The sequence below is a fragment of the Pseudomonas psychrophila genome (assembly GCF_001043005.1).
Taxonomy (GTDB): Bacteria; Pseudomonadota; Gammaproteobacteria; order Pseudomonadales; family Pseudomonadaceae; genus Aquipseudomonas; species Aquipseudomonas psychrophila.
Map to the genome: position 1 here is coordinate 377,547 of NZ_JYKZ01000002.1, position 18,289 is coordinate 395,835.

General features: G+C 55.2%; 17 protein-coding genes and 2 pseudogenes. 12 read left to right on the forward strand and 7 right to left on the reverse strand.

The window, feature by feature from the left end; translation table 11 throughout:
* Window positions 1-18 precede the first annotated feature (18 nt).
* Window positions 19-855 (reverse strand): SDR family NAD(P)-dependent oxidoreductase, encoded by an 837-nt coding sequence (locus tag TU76_RS07860; protein WP_048351394.1) that lies wholly within the window; start codon window positions 853-855, stop codon window positions 19-21.
* 225 nt (window positions 856-1,080) lie between these two features.
* Between TU76_RS07860 and TU76_RS07865 the strand changes: the two genes are divergently transcribed.
* The 3 genes from TU76_RS07865 to TU76_RS07875 all read left to right on the forward strand — a co-directional run bounded on the left by TU76_RS07865 (window position 1,081) and on the right by TU76_RS07875 (window position 3,616).
* Window positions 1,081-1,980 (forward strand): LysR family transcriptional regulator, encoded by a 900-nt coding sequence (locus tag TU76_RS07865; protein WP_048351395.1) that lies wholly within the window; start codon window positions 1,081-1,083, stop codon window positions 1,978-1,980.
* Window positions 1,981-2,365: 385 nt separating this feature from the next.
* Entirely contained in the window at window positions 2,366-2,989 is a 624-nt protein-coding gene (locus tag TU76_RS07870) for a class I SAM-dependent methyltransferase (protein WP_330085964.1), read from the forward strand.
* Between the two features lie 120 nt (window positions 2,990-3,109).
* Window positions 3,110-3,616, forward strand: a complete 507-nt coding sequence (locus tag TU76_RS07875) for a hypothetical protein (protein WP_151121069.1) — start codon at window positions 3,110-3,112, stop codon at window positions 3,614-3,616.
* Between the two features lie 273 nt (window positions 3,617-3,889).
* Here the strand turns inward: TU76_RS07875 and TU76_RS07880 are convergent, their stop codons facing one another.
* The 3 genes from TU76_RS07880 to TU76_RS07890 all read right to left on the reverse strand — a co-directional run bounded on the left by TU76_RS07880 (window position 3,890) and on the right by TU76_RS07890 (window position 6,375).
* Window positions 3,890-4,414 carry a DUF2199 domain-containing protein gene (locus TU76_RS07880; RefSeq protein ID WP_048351398.1) on the reverse strand — a complete coding sequence of 175 codons (525 nt, stop codon included), beginning with the start codon at window positions 4,412-4,414 and terminating at the stop codon, window positions 3,890-3,892.
* 305 nt (window positions 4,415-4,719) lie between these two features.
* Window positions 4,720-5,415: a DUF1963 domain-containing protein gene (locus TU76_RS07885; protein ID WP_019822621.1), complete on the reverse strand. Its 696-nt coding sequence runs from the start codon at window positions 5,413-5,415 to the stop codon at window positions 4,720-4,722.
* 192 nt (window positions 5,416-5,607) lie between these two features.
* Entirely contained in the window at window positions 5,608-6,375 is a 768-nt protein-coding gene (locus tag TU76_RS07890) for an NAD(P)-binding domain-containing protein (RefSeq protein ID WP_048351399.1), read from the reverse strand.
* A gap of 524 nt (window positions 6,376-6,899) precedes the next feature.
* On the opposite strand from TU76_RS07890, the gene TU76_RS07895 reads away from it, so the two are divergent.
* The 8 genes and pseudogenes from TU76_RS07895 to TU76_RS07930 all read left to right on the forward strand — a co-directional run bounded on the left by TU76_RS07895 (window position 6,900) and on the right by TU76_RS07930 (window position 13,905).
* Complete coding sequence (locus TU76_RS07895; protein WP_048351400.1) at window positions 6,900-7,889, forward strand: aldo/keto reductase; 990 nt, start codon at window positions 6,900-6,902, stop codon at window positions 7,887-7,889.
* Window positions 7,886-8,476 (forward strand): flavodoxin, encoded by a 591-nt coding sequence (locus TU76_RS07900; protein WP_046810132.1) that lies wholly within the window; start codon window positions 7,886-7,888, stop codon window positions 8,474-8,476. Before TU76_RS07895 ends, TU76_RS07900 begins: the two co-directional genes overlap by 4 nt.
* Window positions 8,477-8,500: 24 nt before the next feature.
* Entirely contained in the window at window positions 8,501-9,493 is a 993-nt protein-coding gene (locus TU76_RS07905) for an aldo/keto reductase (protein ID WP_048351401.1), read from the forward strand.
* A 47-nt stretch (window positions 9,494-9,540) separates the two neighbouring features.
* Window positions 9,541-9,758 (forward strand): annotated as a pseudogene (locus tag TU76_RS24650) (hypothetical protein).
* Between the two features lie 229 nt (window positions 9,759-9,987).
* On the forward strand, window positions 9,988-10,761 hold the full coding sequence (locus TU76_RS07915; protein WP_048351403.1) for a carboxymuconolactone decarboxylase family protein: 774 nt from the start codon (window positions 9,988-9,990) through the stop codon (window positions 10,759-10,761).
* A 121-nt stretch (window positions 10,762-10,882) separates the two neighbouring features.
* A complete protein-coding gene (locus TU76_RS07920) occupies window positions 10,883-11,827 on the forward strand; it encodes an alpha/beta hydrolase (RefSeq protein ID WP_173667426.1) in 945 nt (314 codons plus the stop codon).
* 49 nt (window positions 11,828-11,876) lie between these two features.
* The gene (locus tag TU76_RS07925) at window positions 11,877-12,929 is read left to right on the forward strand and encodes an alpha/beta hydrolase (RefSeq protein WP_048351404.1); all 1,053 of its coding nucleotides are present in this window, start codon (window positions 11,877-11,879) and stop codon (window positions 12,927-12,929) included.
* Between the two features lie 82 nt (window positions 12,930-13,011).
* Window positions 13,012-13,905, forward strand: a pseudogene (locus TU76_RS07930) (LysR family transcriptional regulator).
* A gap of 369 nt (window positions 13,906-14,274) precedes the next feature.
* Here TU76_RS07930 and TU76_RS07935 read toward each other — a convergent pair.
* A complete protein-coding gene (locus TU76_RS07935) occupies window positions 14,275-14,631 on the reverse strand; it encodes an MmcQ/YjbR family DNA-binding protein (protein ID WP_019825695.1) in 357 nt (118 codons plus the stop codon).
* A gap of 459 nt (window positions 14,632-15,090) precedes the next feature.
* On the opposite strand from TU76_RS07935, the gene TU76_RS07940 reads away from it, so the two are divergent.
* Window positions 15,091-15,567, forward strand: a complete 477-nt coding sequence (locus TU76_RS07940) for a hemerythrin domain-containing protein (protein ID WP_048351405.1) — start codon at window positions 15,091-15,093, stop codon at window positions 15,565-15,567.
* A gap of 118 nt (window positions 15,568-15,685) precedes the next feature.
* On the opposite strand, the gene TU76_RS07945 is transcribed toward TU76_RS07940, so the two are convergent.
* Complete coding sequence (locus tag TU76_RS07945; protein WP_048351406.1) at window positions 15,686-17,104, reverse strand: aldehyde dehydrogenase family protein; 1,419 nt, start codon at window positions 17,102-17,104, stop codon at window positions 15,686-15,688.
* Between the two features lie 13 nt (window positions 17,105-17,117).
* Window positions 17,118-18,158, reverse strand: a complete 1,041-nt coding sequence (locus TU76_RS07950) for a homoserine dehydrogenase (protein WP_046810725.1) — start codon at window positions 18,156-18,158, stop codon at window positions 17,118-17,120.
* Window positions 18,159-18,289 lie beyond the last annotated feature (131 nt).

Genomic DNA, 18,289 nt, shown 5'->3' on the forward strand with positions numbered 1-18,289 from the left:
GCTTTGAAACTTTCCTTACTAGCCTTGGGCTGCCACCGAAACTTCACGCCAGTCGTTCCAAGTGGCGAGCCGGCTTTGATAGGCACCCTTTATCTCGTCAATGGCTGCCGCGCCTAATGCGATTCGAAGCGGTGGCTTGGGGCTATCCACGACCTTCAGAATCGCTCTCGCGGTTGCTTCTGGATCGCCAAAGGCATAGCCCTCGAATGCTTGGCTCAGGGCATCACGTACAGGCTGATAGGCTGCGATAGCTTCTGAATACTTGGCAGAGGAAGGGTTGTTAAAGTCTGTTGCATAGCCCGCTGGTTCGATAAGCGTAACGCTGACACCAAAGAAACTGGCTTCCTGGGACAGTGCTTCAAACAGCCCTTCCACCGCGAACTTGGATGCGCTGTAGACCCCAAAGGTGGGGGCTGAGAACACGCCCAAAACGCTCGACACCGCGAGCAAATGGCCAAAGCCCTGAGCACGAAAGATCGGCATTGACGCCTGGGCCAGCCACATTGTTCCAAAAAAGTTGGTATCCATCTGCGCCCTGGCCTCTGCTTCGGATATCTCCTCTACCGCTCCCTGATGCCCGTAGCCAGCATTGCTCAGCACAATGTCCACGCGACCGAAGTGTTCGCTGACCGTTGTCACGGCCTGGGACACACCCTCGCGGTCTGTAACATCAAGGTGCAGAGTCAGTACCGCATCCCCGTACTTTTCTACCAGTGGTTGAAGGGACGACACGTCGCGTGCGCTAACAGCAACTTTATCTCCACGCTCCAGCGCGGCAGAGGCCCAGATACGCCCAAAACCACGGGATGCCCCGGTGATGAACCATACTTTTTCGGCAGACTTTGAAGGATTCATATGATCTCCATTGCGTTACTCCAGCGAGTAACTGCGGGGAGAGACGGCCAAGCCCGAGATGACGTTGTGGTTAGCCACAACTGCGACATCGCTAGAAATGGGTGCTCTTTGAAAGAGAGCAACTGCCTCGTTGTGTTGACTATGGTATGCCGTTGACTGGCCTAGATTAAGGCAGGTAACGTACATAACACTGATGACAAAACAGTCACTAATCTGGAGGTGGTTTTGGAGACGTTGAGTGGCCTGGAGATTTTCGTCGAGACCGCGCAAAGCCAGAGCTTTGTTGCGACGGGCCGGAAAATCGGGATATCGGCGTCTGCCGTCAGTAAGAGCATCTCTAGGCTTGAAGAGCGTGTTGGAGTCAGGCTTTTCCAACGGAGTACCCGGACGGTCAGACTGACGTCTGAGGGTGAAGTGTTTCTGGAAAGGTGCAGGCGCATCCTCGGCGAGATCCAAGCCGCAGAAGATGATCTTTCGGCGATGACAACCTCCCCTCGCGGGCGTTTGCGAGTTGGCTTGGCCTTGGCTGCAGGATTGCCTTTGCCGGTTATCTCCGCATTCATGGAGCGCTATCCGGAGATACAGTTGGATCTGGACTTCACTGACCGCATGGTGGATGTGATCGACGAAGGATTCGATGTTGTTATCCGTGGAAGCGAACTCCAAGATTCGAGACTAATGTCCCGACCACTTGGGCCTTACCGGTCATGCCTTGTAGCGTCCCCTGCTTACCTTCAAAACCGAGGGATTCCCACCAAACCCGCCGATCTCTTAGATCATTGCTGCTTGCATTACCGGTGGCAGAATTCAGGCAAGCTCTATCAGTGGCCCTTCAAGAAACAACAGGCCATTCAAGCAGGCGAGTCTCTCCCGACCACTATGGTCTGTAGCAACGTAGAGGCTCTGATCTACCTTGCGCAGGCTGGGCGGGGGATCGCGTGCGTACCTGATTTCGCTGTCAAAGATAGCTTGGCTGATGGGCGTTTAGAAAAGGTACTCAGCAGTAGCCTGGTAGGAGGTAGTACCTTTCACGTCGTTTGGCCGAGCAGCAGGCAAATGGCACCCAAGGTACGTGCATTTGTGGACTTCGCCGTAGAGAATTTCTCCACCGGACTGGTCAGCTAAGCGCCAGTGCCACTAGGTGATCTGGATCCATAGCCCTCAGGGCCGCTTTTGGCTGACTTATGCCTTTCGCCACCGTTTGCTTTGGATCGAGTTCAGCCAGTCATAGAGCGTATGTGCGCTGGTCAAGTCCGATGCAAGCGATTGGTCAAGTCGAATGCAAATGGGTGGTCAAGTCCACGCAATTACCCACCAACGGACTGGTTAGCTAATTAATAGTGTAATTGGGATGATCTGGTTCCATAGATCCAGCGTCTGCTTTTGGCCGACTTCGGCCATTCATCAATGGCGGCTTTGGGTCGATAGCGGCCTTTCACCTGTCCACAGAAAAACGCTTAACGTATCCTGCTGCAATAAAACAATGAAAAGGAGTTCGAATGAAAACTGATTGGCAACAATTTCAAGAAATGATGATGTTTTATCCATGACTAGCTGGGACGCTTTTTATGATGAGACCGAGCGTCAAGGCCCATCCCTTCTGCTAGCCCGAGCGATAAACCTTGCTGGTAATTTGTCAGTTGCTCGCCAGGCAGTAGATTTGGGGTGCGGCGCAGGAAAGGAAGCGCAGCAGCTTATGCAGTCGGGCTGGGACGTCTTGGCTGTCGATAATGAACCAGAGGCAATTACTCGTACGATAGCAAACTGCTCAGGGGGTCATGCAGGAATGCTGACTACCTGCCTCTCGGACTTTGAATGTTTGCCTGCACTACCTAGATCAAACCTGATCCATGCCGGATTGGCCTTGCCTTTTTGTCGACCGAAAAGTTTTAAGCAACTCTGGAATCAGGTTCTGCATGCGCTGGAACCAGGGGGAGTTTTTGTCGGGCATTTTTTTGGTCCCCAGCATGGCTGGTCGACTTTTACTCATTTGACCTTCCACTCCGAGCTGGACATCCGTCGGATGTGCGAGGAGATGGAAGTAAATCTTCTTCGCGAGACGCAAATAATGATTCAAACACCCTCAGGCCCACTCAACTGGCACCGTTTTGATCTGATCACTCAAAAGCCTTAATAAATAGCAAGTGTTAGCTACGACGGGTAGAAAGCTGACGTTTACGAGTGGCAGCTATAGACCCATAGCAGGCATTGGAGATAGCTTTTCTGCGCCCTGCTTGGCTAGGAGCCTAAATCCATGGAAGGAGTACGCACGATGGTTTCAATCCTGATTCCAGTTCACCGCAAAGTCTTAGCAATTAACATGATCGGTTTTGTGTTGTTGTTTTTATTTTTCCTCGTACTGGGCTGGTCAGTCGGAAGTCGCCAACAATTTTCCTTAGCCGAATGTATCGCCCTGACCATGTTTGCGGCGTTGGTGGCGATCATAGGCTGGCAACTGAGGTGCAACCTAGCAACTTTTGACGGTGACGAGTTGGTGTTGCGAGCCGGCTTCTACAAACAACATTGGCCAGTAACTGTGCTAGAGGCACCTTGGAAAGAACGTAGGCTGGACGAGTTCGATCGCAAGAACGGTATTGGAGCTTACAAGTATTTTGCTGGACGCTTCTCATTTAGCGACGTGGACGACTGTTTCATGCTGGCGATCAACTCAGATCTTGTCCGCTGTCTAAACATAAACGGTTATCCAGCTTTGTGCTTAGATGCAAATACTCATTCGCTAATTCTTGCAGCCAAACCTTAGATTACGCTATGTAGGCTTAAGGGAAATCATTTCCATCTACGTTACCGGGCCAAAAGCAATCAATGCTGACTTCAATGCGCGAATTGGCTGAACGTTTGGCCATGACATGGCCATGAAAAAAAAAGGCTCCAGCGGCAGATTTAAGGGTGGCGCAGCAAAGGACTGCAACGACCAATGATCGCATGACTGCTTATGGCCGATAGCAGCCTGTCACGAAGGGCTGCTTCCGGCCAGAAGCGGGCGCCCGCTTCAGATACATAAGTTGAGCGCGGCCTAGGTTGCGTTGTGCAGAACAAACTCAGCGATCTCTTGAGCCTTTGTCATGGTTATCCCATTCTCTTGATCATGGATCAGAGGATGATCATCAGTACCGCCTGAGTGTAACCGCAGTAGGGGGCGACCTCCGTCCGTTTGCAGGTAAACATTGGTGGCTAGATGTCTGGCCTCGGGATACCAAGGAATAGCGTTAGAGACACATCCGAAGAAACCATCACCCTTTACTGGCGCGTCGAAGGTCTCAACATAGCGCTCATAGCTTTTTTGCGAAGCAGACACCCACACACCCCAAAGAAATGGCTCACTCACACCGTGAATGGGGACTTCAAGGATCACGCGAATGAAAAAATCTGTGTGTTCTTCAATGGTTACTTTGCATAAGTCATCATTGATCCATCCGTGCAGGTCCTTCTGCTCATCAGTGAGACACGAATAGGCATCTGGGGCGTTAAAGCCAAACGATGGAGAACCTTCATGAATGTCGCCGCAACATCTACACCGATAGGCAAAAATCCCTGCCATAACTAGTTCCCCCACTGACGGGGTAAGTGACGCGCAAAGCTTTACCAATTGTTCCTGCCCGCTCTTCGCGCGTATACCTTACCAAGCTCATGAAAAAACTGCATGAGGTTCGGCCAAGCATCGTTAACAGTACCTATCGAAAGTTAGTAATCGCCCCATTGCCTAAGTCGGAGAATATGAAGCGAAGGGTACGGTCGCATTTGGGGGTAGAGCAGACCTCCTGGAGATCTGCTGTAGAGGTCGGCGTGTGAGCCGACTACGAAGTGGATGGATCTCAATTAATCTTGGGCGCTTAATCATGACGATTAGTAGAAATCATAGTAAATAGCCCATGTGCCAGTGGTGTTATTTTTCCAGAACATCAGGCTGCCGCCGTCCACCACATTCAAGTTTATTTTTGGGTCAGACGATATCTGGAACACGAATTCAAAATCATCACCGGGGTCAACGCCAGACTGACAGAATGAGGGGTATCCACCGATCTTGTGTTCGTATGCGTGAGTTATAAGATCGTAATAGCTCTGTATCTCACCTGTCCGCTCAAGCCTGAGTATTTCGGCTTCAATGTCCTCCGGCATTCCGCCTCCATCCCATAGAGGAAAGTCCTCTGCCACCAATTCAGCCTTCAAGGGGAAGTGCTTGATGTACGAGCCGGCTACCGACAGTTCCTTGCGGATAAGCACATCGTCAGCTCCATACTCTCTGATAAGCCAGTTGTTACCCATCGGCTCGAACTGCTCTGGAAAGGGATCAGAAACGAACAGTGTAAGTGTACGAACCCCTTTAAGAATCGGGCTGATAAAGGGCAGGCTTGGTAGGTGAAACTGTGCATACGGATGAAGCTCATCTCCGGCTTTGTTTCTTGGTATGACTTCATCAGGCCGGAAAAGGATTACTTTTCCAATCCAGCTTTCCTCAGTCTCTTTGGTAGGTCGAAATCCGCCAGCGACGAATTTTGTGGCCGGCCTGGCCAAGCGTTGTCTGATCTCTTGAATTTCCATATTGACGCGAAGCTCCATTGCTCAAGAGTTGGGTAAAAATGGGGGAAGTGAATGTTGCCTTCTTTTTTCGCGGAGTACACGCACGAATCTTGTTTCACTTTGACCAGGTGTGCGCATGACTACTTCTGGCCGTGAGCAGCCTGACACGAAGGGCAAGTTCCCGGCCAAAAGCAGACATTGCAAACGCCGATGCTAAACGTCCTTTCTCATACGCGCGAACACCTCATCACATGCGTCTCTCCAAGCCAGCATTGCGCCATTCTTTCGAAGCTTCTCTAACCCGGCGGAAGTGAACGTACCAGGTGTAGCAATACGACCGCCCAGAACTTCCATGCTGACGTGAGGTTGGTGCCGTGCACTGGTCAGACAATCCTGCATATTGCCCATCACCAACTCTGCTGCCTGTTCATGAGAGAGACCCTTCCCGGTAAACCACTCCTGAAGATCGCCCAGGAAGAAATAAAACCAGCCGTTCATGCATGCCGCCACGGTGGCGAGCTCAAACGCGTCCTCTTGGTCGATCACGATCAGTGATCCAAGGGCGCCGAGCAGGCTCTCATGAGGCTGGCCGCCTGGGGTCACGACAACTGTTGATTGGTTAATCTGAGCGGCATAGGACAGCATCGCCCGGACATGCCGCGCGTTGGGAAAGCTGTGTTCCAATTCGCCGATACTCATACCCGCTACGAGCGAAACCAGCGTCTGTTCGGGCTTGAGTTGTACCTCATTGGCAAGTTGCTCAACAGCTTCAGGTCGGACGCCCAGAAATAGCAGGTCGCAGTCATCGACCACACTTTGGTTGTTCTGCGCAATCTCACAGGCCCAGAGCCTGCCTAGCTCTCGGGCACGGTCATTGTTGCGCGGTGAAAGCAAAACCCTTCCCGAGAACCCGCTTCGGCGTAAGCCAATCACGATCTTCTCCGTCAGTTCGCCCACACCCAGAACTCCAATGTTCAGCACTCTGCCTTCTCCTGTATTGAGCAAATAGAGAGTGTCTCATGATAACTGGAGGGGCAGCCTGTCCCGAAGGGCCAATCGACCCTAAGCCTCCATCCTTGGCGAATCATGACCCGCTGCCCGGAGCACTTGGACAGTTTTAACCCTCTGCCGCTGAATGCATCAACTGTCCAACAGGGATGGATTCGACATTACCTTCACTGGGCTCCGCCTCGAAAGGAGCGTAACAGGTTGATATGTAGCCATCGTAGTCAGCCATCACGCGACCTGGCCCGCAGCCTGTGTGTTCAGTCATGAAAGGCTGCTTCAGGCCAAAGCGGGCATTCAATCATTTACCATCGAACGCGAACATTGGGCCTGTTTCTGAGCCCTTGCTCAGAGCGCCTAGGCGCCCCTAAAGACACCGTCGCCACCTCCCTTTCTGGAACTGATGAAAAAAATTCATGAACCCTTGCCGGTTTAACCGGCTAGTTCCCACTCGTTAGCTCGCTTACTGTTTTCCCAACGCCAACTGTCGGGAGATCCAAATGCACAAGCGCACACTCGGAAACAGTTCAGTCGAAGTGTCAGCCCTGGGCTTGGGTTGCATGGGCTTGAGCCATGGCTACGGCCCGCCGACGGACACACAGCAAGCCATTGCGCTGATCCGTTTGGCGGTTGACCGAGGCGTCACGTTCTTCGATACCGCCGAGGTTTACGGCCCTTACCTGAACGAACAAGTGGTAGGCGAAGCCCTGGCACCAGTGCGCGATCAAGTGGTCATCGCCACCAAGTTCGGCTTCACCTTCGGCGACGACAATAAACAGCAGATTCTCAACAGCCGCCCCAAGCACATCCGGGTCGCGGTCGAGGGTTCGTTGCGTCGACTGAAGACCGATTACATCGATCTGCTTTACCAGCACCGCGTCGATCCGGACGTGCCGATCGAGGACGTCGCCGGGGTGGTGAAGGACTTGATTGGCGAAGGCAAGGTTAAGCACTTCGGCCTGTCTGAGGCCGGTTCGCAGACCATTCGCCGTGCGCACGCGGTGCAGCCGGTCACAGCGCTGCAAAGCGAATACTCGCTGTGGTGGCGCGAGCCTGAGCAGGAAATCTTGCCGACGCTCAAGGAGCTAGGGATCGGTTTCGTGCCGTTCAGTCCACTCGGCAAGGGTTTTCTCACCGGCACCGTGTCGGCAGAGACAACTTACGGTAGCGACGATTTTCGCAGCATCGTGCCGCGCTTCAGCCAGTTGGCACTGCAAGCCAATCAAGGGTTGGTGGTGTTGATCCGTCAGATCGCCGCGCAGAAAGAGGCCACACCCGCGCAGATCGCGCTGGCCTGGTTGCTCGCACAGGCACCGTGGATTGTACCGATTCCCGGGACGACCAAGTTGCATCGCCTAGAAGAAAACCTTGGCGGCGCGGACATCAAGCTTGACGCCGCCGAACTCAAAGCGATCGATACCGCATTGGCGCAGATCCGCATTGAAGGCGATCGCTATCCCGAGGCGCTCAAGGCGCGCGTAGGCCGATGAACAACGATCACGATCCGCTGCGGCGCACGGTGATCGCCGCACTGGCCAGCGCCCCGCTGCTGTCGCTCGCCGGCACGCAAGGCGCCAGTGAGATATCGCGTACAGGTTCGCGGATTCTGGTCGCTTACTTCTCGCGCTCGGGAAATACCCGTGTAGTTGCAGGGCTGATCCAGCGTGGGCTAGGTGCCGATCTCTTCGAGATTCGCCCGACCCACGCCTACCCTGAGGACTATCTGAAAACCGTAGAGCAGGCGCGTCAGGAGCGTGACAGCGGCTTCGAACCCGAGCTGCAAAACAAGGTTCATACCCTCAGCGACTACGACACGATCTATCTCGGTTTTCCGATTTGGGGTGAAACCTCCCCACCGATCGTGCGCGCCTTTCTCAGCGCCCACGACCTGACCGACAAGACCCTGATCCCCTTCAACACCCATGGCGGTTATGGCGTGGGCAACAGCCGCAGCGTGCTGGTCAAGCACGCACCGAAGGCTAAGGTTATGGACGGTTTTGTGATGGAGGGTGAGCAGGAGCGCAAGACCATGGAACGCGTGAACGGCTGGCTGAGCGATCACCCCCTCACGGGTTAATCGAATTCTGTACGGAGTGACATCATGAAAATCCGCACGTTGGGCAATGGCCTGGAGGTGTCCGCACTGGGCCTTGGCTGCATGAGCATGACCTCGGTCTATGGGCCGGCTGCCGACAAAGCCAGCATGATCAAGCTCATTCGTTCAGCCCACGAGCAAGGCATCACCTTGTTCGACACCGCCGAAGCGTATGGTCCGTTCGCCAATGAAGAACTACTGGGCGAGGCCTTGCAGCCGATCCGCGAGCAGGTCGTCATCGCCACCAAGTTCGGCTTCGATATAGACCTGATCACCGGCGCACGCGGCGGCGGAACCAACAGCCGCCCGGAACATATCCGCGTCGTGGCCGAGGCCTCGTTGAAGCGTCTGCGCACCGATTGCATCGATCTGTTTTATCAGCACCGCGTTGATCCCCAGGTGCCCATCGAAGACGTCGCCGGCACCGTCAAGGATCTGATCGCCGAGGGCAAGATCAAGCATTTCGGCCTGTCTGAAGCGGGTGTGGAAACCATTCGCCGGGCGCACGAGGTGCAAACGGTCACGGCGGTGCAGAGCGAATATTCGCTGTTCTGGCGCGGCCCGGAGCTGGAGCTTCTGGCAGTGCTGGAAGAACTGGGGATCGGCTTCGTACCGTTTAGCCCGCTCGGCGCCGGTTTCCTCACCGGTCAGATCGACGAGCACACGCAGTTCGACGCCAGTGATTTCCGCAACTTCGTCCCGCGTTTTTCCCCTGAGGCGCGTAAGGCCAATCAGGCATTGGTCGATGTGGTAAAAGCCGTCGCGCAACGCAAACACGCCACCCCGGCGCAAGTGGCGCTGGCCTGGTTGCTCGCACAGAAACCGTGGATTGTACCGATCCCGGGCACGACCAAGCAGCATAGGCTGGAAGAGAACCTGGGCGCCGTCCAGCTGCAATTGACCTGCGACGATTTGCGCGTGATCAACGAGCAGATGGCGCAGATCCAGGTGCACGGTGAACGCCTGCCGGAATCGGCACTAAAGATGACAGGACTCTGAGTCTGCCAATGCGACGCTGCTTTCACTGCCTGAACTGAGTTGATCCAATGAACCGATTGATCGCGCCACTCGTAGCGATGTCACTTATGACGGCAGAATCCCTGGCCGCCAGCGAAATCCGCGTTACCCCGAACGGCTCGCCGCCCTCGGTCATGGCGCCACGACCAGCAACGGCATGACCCACATCGCTATCGCTGAACCCAAGGACGGCAAGACCGTCACCTGTGAGGAGCAGGTCTCGGAGGCGCAATACGCCGGCCAATGAAGTTACTGAATGTGTCGAGGCTGTTAGCCCGGCATCTTTGTCACAAACTGTCATCCAACCTCCAGGCCCCGCACCAGCGGGGTCGCGCTGGAATTGCAGCGGTTATGGCAATGTCGATTCATGAGTTCTGCTCAGGAGTCCATGCGCAATTTCGGGGTTAATCGCCACAACCATCCTCCGTACGATCCAGCAACACCTCAGTGACACGCAATGGATGGAGCCTTCTACGATGACCACTGTCCCACGCAACAGCACTGCCCTCCCCGCGATCATGGTGCTCTGTCTGGGCATCGGGGCGATGTTCAGCATTACCACTCAAGCAGCCGAGGCATCGCAGAACATGACCAGCACGCCAACCCGCGCAACAACGCTGTCGAGCCAACAACAAACGATTCCCCTGATCGCCGCATTCATGGCGACCAGCGACATGCCTAACCTCAACACAGCACTCAACCAGGGACTCGATGCCGGTCTGACAATCAGCGAAACTCGCGAAATTCTGGTCCAGCTCTACGCCTACGTCGGCTTCCCGCGCAGTCTCAACGCCTTGAACGAGCTGATGACGGTGGTGCAGGCGCGTAAACAGAGCGGCATTGAAGATGCACCGGGGCGTGAGCCGAGCCGGGCGACCCCATTCGGAGATGAGCTGCTGGCCGCCGGCACCGCAAATCAAACCAAGATCTCGGGCGCACCGGTTAAAGGCCCGGTGTTCGACTTCGCCCCGGTAATCAACCGGTTCCTGCAAACCCACCTCTTCGGCGACATCTTCGAGCGCGACAACCTCGACTGGCAAAGCCGCGAACTGGCGACCGTCGGGGCGCTGGCGGCCACGCCAGGAGTCGAGCCGCAATTGCGCTCGCACATGGCGGCGAGCCTGCGCGTCGGTCTGAGCACTGCACAGTTGAGCGAGGTCACGGAACTGCTGAAAAAACACGGCGATGCACAGACGGCTGAACGTGCCTACACCGCGTTGACCCAGGCCCTCGCAGCCTCAAGAGAATGATATGAAACCGGCAAAGTACCTGCTGAGCATCTCGCTGTTGAGCCTCTTGGCGGCGTGCGCAAACCATCTCGAAGGTCCGCTGCTGATTCAACAACAAGGCAGCTTCGCCGCCGGCGGAACGATGATCACCGCACCGGGCACCTTCAACCCGCGTCAACCGATGACGCCCAACGGCCAGACCTACCACGGTGATCACGCCTACGCCTTTTACCAAATCCCGGTCGATGCACGGAAACTACCCATCGTCATGTGGCATGGCGCGGGTCAGTTTTCCAAGACCTGGGAAACCACCGCAGATGGTCGCGAAGGCTTTCAGAACATCTTTCTGCGACATCATTACGGCGTCTATCTGATCGATCAGCCACGGCGTGGCGATGCCGGGCGCAGCATGGTCGAGACCACAATCAAGCCTGTGCCTGACGAACAGCTGTGGTTCAACCAATTTCGCATCGGCCTGTGGCCCAACTACTTCAACGGCGTGCAAGTAGCAAAGGATGCCCAGACCCGCGGGCAGTTTTTCCGGGCGATGACGCCGAACACCGGACCGTTCGACGTGGGCGTGGTCTCTGATAGCGTGTCAGCACTGTTCGACAAAATCGGCCCGGGGATTTTGTTCACCCATTCGCAAGGTGGCGGGCCGGGCTGGTTGACGGCGATCAAGAACCACAAGGTCAACGCCATCGTGGCGTTCGAGCCAGGCAGCAGCTTCGTGTTCGCGCAAGGTGAAGTGCCGGCGCCCATTCCCAGCGCGTTCGATACGATGCAAGGCGCGGCGGTGCCGATGGAGCAATTCTTGGCCCTCACGCGCATTCCGATTCTGATCCTTTACGGCGACAACATCCCGGAGCAGGCGGTCGACCTGCCCGCTCAAGACAGTTGGCGCGCACGCCTGAAAATGGCGCGGCTCTGGCGTGACGCGGTCAATCGTCACGGCGGTGATGTGCGGCTGATCCACCTGCCGGAAATCGGCATTTACGGTAATACCCACTTCCTCATGTCGGATCTGAACAACGTGGAGATCGCTGACCTGGTCGCGAAATTTCTCAAAGAAAAACAGCTCGACTGACCCAAAAACTTTTGCAACTGCCGCCCTTTTGACTGCTCAGGAGCTTCACGTGAAAAACACTCTCAAAGCCACTTTCATGTCGGCACTGGTCGGCCTCTCGACGGGCGAAGCCTTGGCCGGCGATTACAAAAAGAACCCGTTCACCCTCACCTATGATGACGCGATCAGCAAGAACGAACCTGGCAAGGTCAACATCCATCCGGTCAGCTACAAGCTTAATGGTCTGGACATCGCTGCTAACGTGTACACACCGGCCAACTACGATGCGAAGAAGACCTACCCGACCGTGGTCGTTGCACACCCTAATGGCGGCGTGAAAGAACAAGTCGCCGGTCTTTACGCACAGCGCCTGGCCGAACAGGGCTACATCACCATCACTGCCGATGCGGCCTATCAGGGCGGCAGCGGCGGGCAGCCGCGCAGCATCGATAAACCGGCATATCGCATCGAAGACATTCACGGCATGGCCGACTTCATCAGCCAATTTGCAGGCGTCGATAACAAGCGTCTGGGCCTGCTCGGGATCTGTGGTGGCGGTGGTTATTCGTTGGCTGCAGCGCAAACCGACAAACGCTTCAAATCGCTGGCAACGGTGAGCATGTTCAACTCGGGGCGGGTACGCCGCAACGGCTACAACGACTCGCAAATGGACAGCATCCAGCAACGCCTGCAACAGGCGTCAGCAGCCCGCGCTATAGAAGCTACCGGCGGCGCGGTGCTGTATTCGGGCGATGCCAACCTCACCGACGAACAGATTGCCAAACTGCCCTTCGAGCTGTATCGCCAAGGTTATGAGTACTACTGGAAGACCCACGCGCACCCGAACTCGACCTTCAAATACACCACCAGCAGCCTGATCGACTTGATGCGTTTCGACGCCACTGACCATATCGAGCTGATCAACCAACCGTTGTTGATGATCGCCGGCAGCAAAGCCGACAGCCTGTACATGACGCAGGATGCCTTCCCCAAAGCCACCGGCACCACCGACAAAGAAGTGTTTATCCTCGATGGTGCGACACACATCGAAACCTATTGGGTGCCGCGTTATGTTGATCCCGCGATTGGTAAATTGAATGCGTTTTACGCCCGCACCTTGTAATCAACTCTCTTTCGGGGCGCGCATCCGTGTGCAACCTGCTTTGATGGATTAATCCCGCGCCCCTAATGAGAGGTTCTCATCAATGTCCCGCGCCAATCTTAACGACCTGCAAGCCTTCGTGGTCATCACCCGCGAAGGCAGTTTCACCCGCGCGGCCGCCCAGCTCGGCGTCTCGCAGTAGGCGCTGAGCCACACCATGCGCGCGCTGGAAAGCCGATTGGGCGTGCGCCTGCTGACGCGTACCACGCGCAGCGTTTCACCGACCGAGGCGGGTCAGCGGCTGTATCAGTCGATGGCACCGCGGTTCGATGAGATCGAACTCGAACTGGCAGCGGTCAGCGAGTTTCGTGACACCCCGGCAGGCAATGTGCGGATTCAAGCATCCGAACATGCCGCCAACAATATTCTGTGGCCCAAGCTTTTAAAGGTGCTTCCCGACTATCCGGACATCAATGTCGAAATTACCGTCGACTACGCCCTATCCGACATCGTCGCGCAACGCTATGACGCCGGGGTACGGCTGGGAGATCAGGTGGCTAAGGACATGATCGCCGTTCCTATCGGGCCACCCTTGCGCATCGCAGTCGTGGGCTCACCCGAGTATTTCAAACAGCGGCCAATACCGAAGGTTCCCGGTGATCTGGCGGCGCAAAATTGCATCAATCTGCGCCTCCCTACCCATGGCAGCCTGATGCAGTGGGATTTTGAAAAGGATGGTCACCCATTAAAGGCCCGTGTCGAAGGGCAATGGACGTTCAACAGCAGCGTTCCGATCCTGCGTGCGGCCGTGGCAGGATGTGGCTTGGGTTTCCTGCCTGAGGACATGGTGGCGAAGGAGCTTGCCGGCGGTAGCCTTGTGCGGGTGTTGGAAGATTGGTGCCAACCCTTTGCCGGTTACCATCTCTACTACCCGAATCGACGTGAACATTCATCAGCGTTTGGCGTTGTAGTTGAAGCGTTACTTTACAAGTGCTGAATCATCGACCTACACGACGTCTGGACTTTACCGCCCCGCAGCCCCGTTAATGAGCAGATGCTTTTAATCGATCGCGGTTGTACGCGACCGGCTGCAAAGGCTCGATTACAGTCGTTCAAGCAAGGCAGTATTCGGCCAACAGCAGCCCCAGAAGTCTATCTCTATGGTAGGCCCGATTCAGTCTCCCCTATCTGCTGCAGCCCATCCTCCCGAAGGCGGGCTTTAATTGTTCATCATCCAGAGTAAACGCATGGCTGCCCTTCCCGACGAGCCAACACCCGCCCTATTAACCCGATTGACCAAAACACAAACGCTCTGGGCTCTGCTATCGAATTGATTCGTGCAGTGCGTAACGGCTACAGAATTCAGCTACTGGGTTAACGCATAACTATCTTCAATGAGTTCGTGAATTTGCCTGGCGGCTACCGAGCCGTCCAACAGCACGCTGATCCAGTGCTCTTTATTCATATGGTAGCCCGGATAAACACCCTCAAGTTTACGCAGCGAGCCCGTTTTTTCCGGATGGCATTTCACATCCAAAATTTCAACTTCACCCTCGCCGGCCAGACCCAGTTTTTCCTTGGGCACGTTCATTATTATTCCAAACCATTTTTTAGAGCCCGAGTGCCTGAGAACCGCATAGCGGGGGAACTTCTCCCATAGATGTTCTGGCTCGACAGCAAACTCTTTCGCCACATAGTTCACAATGTCTTCTTTCAACGACATGGGTCCCTCCACAAGGTTTGATGAGTGAACAGCTGAATTATTTATCGGGTTTACAGCAGTGTAATCAACTCAAATGATGGTGAAAACCGGCTTCCCGATGGGCTTGTGATCTGCCATGCCTATGTACCCACCACACAGCAGTGGCTTAGCGGTTACCGGTGAGTTGCCGCCGTGTGTGAGACCAGAACGTAATGCCCTGACGTCGGGCGCTACAGGCTCGACTCGAAATCTGAACGCGTCAAAACCAACTCCCGCAACACTCTGCTTTTTGCACTGATTAAAACAAAAGCTTCGGGCAGGCTGCATGATTGTGTTTGGCTATCATCCTCGTAAGTTATTAAAAAACATATACATTTAAAACGTTAGTTTCTGGCATAACATTTGCGAAAGCTATCAGGACGATTAACCCGCCCAGACAGAGCGGGAACCCTTCATCCGTGATAGTGAGGAATAATTCTAATGAACGCCATTGAGATTCTGTTAGCTGACCACGAAAAAGTTAAATCGATTCTGGCTCAGCTCAGCGCTTCGACGGACAAAGCGATAAAAAAGCGCACAGAACTGCTGGATAAACTTGAGATGGAAATCACCATACACACGCAACTTGAAGAGGACATCCTCTATCCCGCTTTCAAGGAGGCTGGCGGCAAGGAACAAGCGCAAATGTACTACGAGGCTAAAGAAGAACACCGCACTGTTGACTCACTCGTCCTTCCCGATCTCAAGAAAACCGACCCGACCACACCCGAGTTCGCCGGGCGTTTCAAAGTCGTCAAAGAGCTACTTGAGCACCATATCGAGGAAGAAGAAACAGACATGTTTCCGCAGGCGAAAAAGCTGCTCGGGAAAGCCAAGCTGGATGAATTGGGTGAGCAAATGCTGGCGATGAAAGCCTCACTCAAGAAGTCACTCAGTGCTTCGAAACTCGCGGCCTGATGAATGTGGGCGGGTTTGCTCAGCTACCAGAACCTGCTATCCGGTTCCTTGAGCATTACCCGCCCATGTTTTAACGATCAGAACACCATGTGTCACCAAGCGTGCAGCTCACCCGGGGTTAACCCATGTCATTGATGCAGACCACTTTGGGCTGGGTCATGTCTTCATAGGCAAACCGCACACCTTCCCGACCCAGGCTTCCGTATTTGAAGCCACCAAAAGGCATGGCATCGAAACGATAATCTGAAGAGTCATTGATCATCACACCCCCGGCTTCAATTTGGCGGGCCAGTTTCAATGCTTTGGACAAATCACGTGTGAACAGGCCAGCATGCAGGCTGTATTCCGGGGCGTTGGCCAGTGCAACGGCATCCTCCAACTGATCGAAAGGCTCCAGAATCACCACCGGCGCGAAGACTTCCTGCTGCCAGATCCTGCTGTCATGGCTTACACCCTCCAGAACCGTCGGCGCATAACACCCCATTTGGCGACGATGTCCGCACACAACAACAGCGCCTTCGGCCACCGCTTCATTCACCGATTGCTCCGTGCGACGAGCCGCCTGCTCCGTGATCATCGGGCCCACATCGGTGATTCGCAGATCCGGATCGCCAACGACCAATGCACGCGTCTTGCTGACAAATCGCTCCCGAAAATCTTCGTAGATCGAACGGTGCACGAAGATGCGCTGTGTTCCGATGCAGTTCTGCCCTGCTGCCCAGAAGGCACCGGACACACAAGACTCAACGGTCGGTTCAAGGTCACAGTCTTCGAGCACGAGGACCGGGGCGTTGCCTCCCAGATCCATGGCCAGTTTCTTCAAGCCTGCACTGCGGGCAATGGACTCGCCGGTTGCAAAGCCACCCGTGAAGGAAATCATCCGCACTTCGCGCAACTGCACCAATGCCTGGCCCAGGTCGACTCCGCCGGTAGCCGTAGTGACCACGGATGGCGGCAAACCTGCTTCCACCAGGCACTCAACCAGCTTAAGCGCAGACAAGGGGGCGAGTTCTGAAGGCTTAAGAATCACAGCATTACCACCGGCGATGGCTGGGCCCAGCTTGTGGGCCACCAGGTTCAGCGGGTCGTTGTAGGGCGTGATTGCGACGATCAGCCCCAGCGGCTCACGGGTAAACCAGCCTTGACGCGATTCGGAGCCTTCATAGGCTTCGAAGGGGATGACCTCTCCGGCGTTACGACGAGCTTCTTCGGCCGACAGCTTCAGCGTATTTACGCAGCGCTTCACTTCTTTCTCTGCTTGTCTCAGTGTCTTTCCCGACTCTGCAACGATGAGTCGGGCAAATGCTTCTGAGGCAAGCTCCACACGCCTCGCCGCATCCTCAAGGATGCGGGCACGCAAGTGTCGAGGCATCGCCGCACTCTCTCGCACGCCAATCCTTGCGCGCTCCAGCAAGCCAGGTACTGCAGTTGCATCGAGACAAGGTAGGCTTCCTACCAAGCGACCATCGAAAGGGCTGAACACATCAATCTGTTTGGCATCAACAAGCTGAATGCTGGCCATGCTGGATACGGTCATGACTTCTCTCCTGTTACTTGCTGTAGCGGTTATGAATGGCAATGATGTCTGACAGCAACGCAAAGGCGGTTTCGATTCGACCTGCGCCAGGGCCGCAGACAGTGACGGCACCCAGCAGTCCCGTGTTGAACGACACCGCGTTCAGGGCACCCGAAACACTTGCCAGGGGGTGTTCATTGGGCAGCAGTCGAGCCTCCACATTCGCCCGAACCGAGCCATCGGCTTCGCGATGTGCTGAACCGATCAGCTTCCAACTAGCCCCGCTGGCCGTTGCCTGAGCGATGTCTTTCGGGCTGATACTGCTGATGCCAGAGCACGCCACATCACTGACGGTCAATCGAGCATTGAGCAGTTCATTGGCAAGGATCACCACCTTGAGCCGAACGTCATACCCCTCCACATCGGCAGTCGGGTCGGCCTCGGCATAGCCAAGCTGCTGAGCCTGGGCCACTGCGTCGTTAAACGTCAGACCGTCTTTCATGCGAGTCAGCACGTAATTGGACGTGCCGTTCAGGATCCCTTCAAAACCTTGAATATCTGCACCTGCCAGAGCCTGACTTGCCAGACGAATCACAGGCGTACCGCTCATGACCGAACCCTCGTATTCGAAGGCAACACCATTGCGACGTGCCACATCCTTGAGCTCGGCGCCGTGCAGTGCAATCGGCCCTTTATTGGTGGTCACAACATGAATGCCGCTTTCCAGTGCCCAGCGACAAAACGTGGTTGCGGGTTCACCATCAACAGGGTTGGTGAAGGTGGCCTCGGAAATCATGTCGGCACCGGAATGCTTGATGATGGTTTCGTTAAACGCCTCAGCGGTGCCTCCAGGCAACTGAGCGAATGCCCCCTGCTCGCCAGGCAGCGCAACCAGTTGCCTTGCATCCAGCCCCTCCCTGGCAACGATGGAGCCCAGAAACAGGTCTGTCACACCGACAATCTTGAGGCTGAAACCCAAAGTGGCTTTCCACTCGGCGTTACGCTCTGCGATCAGTTGAGCCAGGCCGCGATTGACGCCACCAAAACCTACCAGGGCAATTTTGTACTCAGTCATGAAGCTGTCCTCTTGCACGTTGTTGTTCGATAGCAACATCGTAAGAGTCGGGTTCTGGCAGTTGAATATGGCAGAGTGCTCTATTAATTGGCCGTTTTGCGCCTACCCACTACTGCTCAATGGACAGGCTC

Coding starts and splice junctions, on each gene's coding strand:
- TU76_RS07860 (WP_048351394.1), bottom strand. CDS start 855: ATGAATCCTTCAAAGTCTGCCGAAAAAGTATGGTTCATCACCGGGGCA.
- TU76_RS07875 (WP_151121069.1), top strand. CDS start 3,110: ATGGAAGGAGTACGCACGATGGTTTCAATCCTGATTCCAGTTCACCGC.
- TU76_RS07880 (WP_048351398.1), bottom strand. CDS start 4,414: ATGGCAGGGATTTTTGCCTATCGGTGTAGATGTTGCGGCGACATTCAT.
- TU76_RS07885 (WP_019822621.1), bottom strand. CDS start 5,415: ATGGAAATTCAAGAGATCAGACAACGCTTGGCCAGGCCGGCCACAAAA.
- TU76_RS07895 (WP_048351400.1), top strand. CDS start 6,900: ATGCACAAGCGCACACTCGGAAACAGTTCAGTCGAAGTGTCAGCCCTG.
- TU76_RS07900 (WP_046810132.1), top strand. CDS start 7,886: ATGAACAACGATCACGATCCGCTGCGGCGCACGGTGATCGCCGCACTG.
- TU76_RS07905 (WP_048351401.1), top strand. CDS start 8,501: ATGAAAATCCGCACGTTGGGCAATGGCCTGGAGGTGTCCGCACTGGGC.
- TU76_RS07915 (WP_048351403.1), top strand. CDS start 9,988: ATGACCACTGTCCCACGCAACAGCACTGCCCTCCCCGCGATCATGGTG.
- TU76_RS07920 (WP_173667426.1), top strand. CDS start 10,883: ATGATCACCGCACCGGGCACCTTCAACCCGCGTCAACCGATGACGCCC.
- TU76_RS07935 (WP_019825695.1), bottom strand. CDS start 14,631: ATGTCGTTGAAAGAAGACATTGTGAACTATGTGGCGAAAGAGTTTGCT.
- TU76_RS07940 (WP_048351405.1), top strand. CDS start 15,091: ATGAACGCCATTGAGATTCTGTTAGCTGACCACGAAAAAGTTAAATCG.
- TU76_RS07945 (WP_048351406.1), bottom strand. CDS start 17,104: ATGACCGTATCCAGCATGGCCAGCATTCAGCTTGTTGATGCCAAACAG.
- TU76_RS07950 (WP_046810725.1), bottom strand. CDS start 18,158: ATGACTGAGTACAAAATTGCCCTGGTAGGTTTTGGTGGCGTCAATCGC.